This is a genomic window from Pseudomonas sp. PS01299 (assembly GCF_029960145.1).
Classification (GTDB): domain Bacteria; phylum Pseudomonadota; class Gammaproteobacteria; order Pseudomonadales; family Pseudomonadaceae; genus Aquipseudomonas; species Aquipseudomonas putida_A.
In genome coordinates this window covers 1-4,633 of sequence record NZ_JASCPO010000337.1, presented here as the reverse complement: position 1 = coordinate 4,633, position 4,633 = coordinate 1, and the positions used below count along the sequence as shown (strand labels likewise).

The following is a 4,633-nucleotide window of genomic DNA, read 5'->3' as shown; positions in this document are numbered from 1 at the left end:
ACCACACAAAATAATATCACCCCCCGCGGCGGCGGGGGTCCACCCACCCCCCCCCCCCCCCCACGGCCCACTCTCCCTTATTTCGTCCAAGGCAATCGACATGACCGACATTCAGAATAAGAACTACATCATTGCCCTCGATCAGGGTACGACCAGCTCCCGCGCGATCATTTTCGACCGCGATGCGAACGTGGTCTGCACCGCCCAGCGCGAATTCGCCCAGCACTACCCGCAAGCCGGTTGGGTCGAGCACGATCCAATGGAAATCTTTGCGACCCAGAGCGCGGTGATGGTTGAAGCACTGGCCCAGGCCGGCCTGCATCACGATCAGGTCGCCGCCATCGGTATCACCAACCAGCGTGAAACTACGGTGGTCTGGGACAAGACCACCGGTCGTCCGGTGTACAACGCCATCGTCTGGCAGTGCCGCCGCAGCACCGAGATCTGCCAGCAGCTCAAGCGCGATGGCCACGAAGAGTACATCCGCGACAACACCGGTCTGGTTACCGACCCGTACTTCTCCGGCACCAAGCTGAAGTGGATCCTCGACAACGTCGAAGGCAGCCGCGAGCGTGCGCGCAATGGCGAACTGCTGTTCGGCACCGTCGATAGCTGGCTGATCTGGAAATTCACCGGCGGCAAGGTACACGTCACCGACTACACCAACGCCTCGCGCACCATGCTCTTCAACATCCATTCGCTGGAGTGGGATTCGAAGATGCTGGAAATCCTCGACATCCCGCGCGAAATGCTCCCGGAAGTCAAAGCCTCTTCGGAAATCTACGGTCGCACCAAGAGCGGCATCGCCATCGGCGGTATCGCCGGTGACCAGCAAGCGGCACTGTTCGGCCAGATGTGCGTCGAGCCGGGCCAGGCGAAAAACACCTACGGCACCGGCTGCTTCCTGCTGATGAACACCGGCGACAAAGCGGTGAAATCGCAACACGGCATGCTCACCACCATCGCTTGCGGCCCGCGTGGCGAAGTGGCTTACGCCCTGGAAGGCGCGGTGTTCAACGGCGGTTCGACCGTGCAGTGGCTGCGCGATGAACTGAAGATCGTCAACGACGCTCACGACACCGAATATTTCGCCAATAAAGTGAAGGACAGCAACGGTGTGTACCTGGTACCGGCCTTCACCGGTCTGGGCGCTCCGTACTGGGACCCGTATGCCCGTGGCGCACTGTTCGGCCTGACGCGCGGCGTGCGCGTGGATCACATCATCCGCGCCGCGCTGGAATCGATCGCCTACCAGACCCGCGACGTACTCGACGCCATGCAACAGGACTCCGGCGAACGCCTCAAGGCCCTGCGCGTGGACGGCGGCGCGGTCGCGAACAACTTCCTCATGCAGTTCCAGGCCGACATCCTCGGCACCCAGGTCGAGCGTCCGCAAATGCGCGAAACCACCGCGCTGGGCGCAGCGTATCTGGCCGGTCTGGCGTGTGGTTTCTGGGGCAGCCTCGACGAACTGCGCGGCAAGGCCGTGATCGAGCGTGAGTTCGAACCGAGCCTGGACGAAGCCGAGAAAGAGAAGCTGTACAAAGGCTGGAAAAAAGCCGTCAGCCGCACCCGTGACTGGGCGCGTGAAGACGCTGAATAAGCCAGTCTGAAGACTGACTTAAGCTGTCCAAACAGCGTGAAAGCGTAGCGAGCGAAGGCAAGACAAGGCAAAAACAGGCGAGGACGCGGAGTTTACGGGTTTGTAAATGAGCAGTCCGAGCCTGTTTTTAACGCAGGATTGCCGAGCGCAGTAGCTTTCACGTTGTTTGGAAACTGGTCGGGAGGAGATTCCTGCGTCATCATGGGCAAATTTTGCACGGCAGCCCAAAGGAAGCCCCATGAATCTGCCTCCCCGTCAGCAGCAAATCCTCGAGCTGGTCCGCGAACGCGGCTATGTGAGCATCGAGGAAATGGCTACGCTGTTCGTTGTTACCCCGCAAACCATCCGCCGCGATATCAATCAGCTCGCGGAAGCCAATCTGTTGCGTCGCTACCATGGCGGCGCGGCCTATGATTCCAGCGTCGAAAACACCGCCTACGCGATGCGCGCCGACCAGATGCGCGACGAAAAACAACGCATCGGCGAAGCCATCGCCGCGCAGATCCCCGATCACGCCTCGCTGTTCATCAACATCGGCACCACCACCGAATCGATTGCCCGCGCCCTGCTCAATCACAACCATCTGAAGATCATCACCAACAACCTGCACGTCGCCTCGATGCTCAGTGCCAAGGATGATTTCGATGTGCTGCTGACCGGCGGCAACGTGCGCCGTGACGGCGGTGTGGTGGGTCAGGCGAGCGTGGACTTCATCAACCAGTTCAAGGTCGATTTCGCACTGGTGGGTATCAGCGGCATCGACGAAGACGGCAGCCTGCTCGACTTCGATTATCAGGAAGTGCGCGTATCGCAGGCGATCATCGCCAATGCGCGGCAGGTGATTCTGGCGGCGGACTCGAGCAAGTTCGGGCGCAATGCGATGATTCGTTTAGGGCCGATCAGCCTGATCGACTGCCTGGTGACCGATCAGCAACCGGTGCCGGCGCTGGCGCAACTGCTGAGCCAGCACAAGATTCGTCTGGAAGTCGTTTAAACCCGTTCAACATCCCCTGTGGCGAGGGGATTTATCCCCGATGGGCTGCGAAGCAGTCCTAAAACCACCCAATGCGGTGTGCCTGAGACTCCACGGTAGTTGATTGAGGGGCCGCTACGCGGCCCATCGGGGATAAATCCCCTCGCCACAAAGATCATCTCCGCCTCAATAATGTTCGAAAATTTTCTTTTAGCCGCCCTTCGATGAGTTTTTTCAATCGAACGCGACTGGCTGCGCGCGTCTTTATGGGCTACCATTTTCGCAAATGAACATTTATGTTCGATTTCCAAGACAGAAAATCAAAAGAGCCCGAGGCCAGCCGATGTCCACCTCTACCTTGCGTACGCCCCCTATCTCCGAGATCTACGACGTTGCCGTGATTGGCGGCGGGATCAATGGCGTGGGGATCGCAGCGGATGCCGCCGGTCGCGGTCTCTCGGTGTTCCTTTGCGAAAAGGATGACCTGGCCAGCCACACCTCGTCGGCCAGCAGCAAGCTGATCCACGGCGGCCTGCGCTACCTCGAACATTACGAATTCCGTCTGGTGCGTGAAGCGCTGGCCGAGCGCGAAGTGCTGCTGGCCAAGGCGCCGCACATCGTCAAGCCGATGCGTTTTGTGCTGCCGCACCGCCCGCACCTGCGTCCGGCGTGGATGATCCGCGCCGGCCTGTTCCTTTATGACAACCTCGGCAAGCGCGAAAAACTGCCAGGTTCGAAAAGCCTGAAGTTCGGTGCCGACAGCGCGCTGAAAAGCGAAATCACCAAGGGCTTCGAATACTCCGATTGCTGGGTCGATGACGCCCGCCTCGTCGTTCTGAACGCCATGGCCGCCCGGGAAAAAGGTGCCCACGTACACACCCAGACCCGTTGCGTCAGCGCCCGCCGCGCCAAGGGCCTGTGGCACCTGAATCTGGAACGCGCCGACGGCAGCCTGTTTTCGATCACTGCCAAAGCCTTGGTGAACGCCGCCGGCCCGTGGGTCGCCAAGTTCATTCGTGACGACCTGAAAATGGAATCGCCGTACGGCATCCGCCTGATTCAGGGCAGCCACATCATCGTGCCGAAGCTGTACGAAGGCGATCACGCGCATATCCTGCAAAACGAAGATCAGCGCATCGTCTTCACCATTCCATACCTGAACCACTTCACCCTGATCGGCACCACCGACCGTGAATACACCGGCGATCCGGCGAAAGTGGCAATCACCGACGGCGAAACCGATTACCTGCTGAAAGTGGTCAACGCGCACTTCAAGAAGCAGATCAGCCGCGACGACATCCAGCACAGCTACTCGGGCGTGCGTCCACTGTGCAACGACGAATCCGACAACCCGTCCGCCGTGACCCGCGATTACACCCTGGCATTGTCTGGCGGTGGCGAAGAAGCACCGCTGCTGTCGGTGTTCGGCGGCAAACTGACCACCTACCGCAAACTCGCCGAGTCAGCGATGGCCCAGTTGATGCCGTACTTCACCCAGATGCGCCCGAGCTGGACCGCCACCGCGACCCTGCCCGGCGGCGAAGACATGACTACGCCGCAAGCCTTGAGCGCGCAGATCCGCGACAAGTTCGACTTCGTCCCGACCGAGATCGCCCGCCGCTGGGCCACCACCTACGGCAGCCGCACCTGGCGCATGCTCGAAGGCGTGGAAACCCTCGCCGACATGGGCGAACACATTGGTGGCGGGCTCTACACCCGTGAAGTCGATTACCTGTGCAGCGAAGAATGGGCCACCACGGCGCACGACATCCTGTGGCGGCGCAGCAAACTGGGCCTGTTCACTACCCCGGCCGAGCAAGAGAAACTGGCGGCCTACCTGGGCAAGGTCGAGCAGAACCGCAAGATTGAAGCGGCGTGATTTGAACATCGCTTAAACGAAAGCCCCTGAATTGAGAGATTCAGGGGCTTTTTGCTGCGTGACTTACTTTGCCTGCCACTAACCCTGTGGCGAGGGGATTTATCCCCGATGGACTGCGAAGCGGTCCTCGCCTTTGCGCTGAAAGAAGGCCGCTTCGCGACCTATCGGGGATAAATCC

3 protein-coding genes are annotated in these 4,633 nt (G+C 60.2%); all 3 read left to right on the top strand.

Going from position 1 to position 4,633, the window contains the following annotated elements:
* Positions 1-100 precede the first annotated feature (100 nt).
* The gene (glpK, locus tag QMX91_RS29140; protein WP_027612074.1) at positions 101-1,603 is read left to right on the top strand and encodes a glycerol kinase GlpK; all 1,503 of its coding nucleotides are present in this window, start codon (positions 101-103) and stop codon (positions 1,601-1,603) included.
* A 238-nt stretch (positions 1,604-1,841) separates the two neighbouring features.
* Positions 1,842-2,597, top strand: a complete 756-nt coding sequence (locus QMX91_RS29135) for a DeoR/GlpR family transcriptional regulator (RefSeq protein WP_007916700.1) — start codon at positions 1,842-1,844, stop codon at positions 2,595-2,597.
* Between the two features lie 322 nt (positions 2,598-2,919).
* Complete coding sequence (gene glpD, locus QMX91_RS29130) at positions 2,920-4,455, top strand: glycerol-3-phosphate dehydrogenase (protein ID WP_103367372.1); 1,536 nt, start codon at positions 2,920-2,922, stop codon at positions 4,453-4,455.
* Positions 4,456-4,633 lie beyond the last annotated feature (178 nt).

What these genes read in the sequence shown, in the direction of transcription:
- QMX91_RS29135 (WP_007916700.1), top strand. Translation starts at nt 1,842, where the DNA reads ATGAATCTGCCTCCCCGTCAGCAGCAAATCCTCGAGCTGGTCCGCGAA.
- glpK (WP_027612074.1), top strand. Translation starts at nt 101, where the DNA reads ATGACCGACATTCAGAATAAGAACTACATCATTGCCCTCGATCAGGGT.
- glpD (WP_103367372.1), top strand. Translation starts at nt 2,920, where the DNA reads ATGTCCACCTCTACCTTGCGTACGCCCCCTATCTCCGAGATCTACGAC.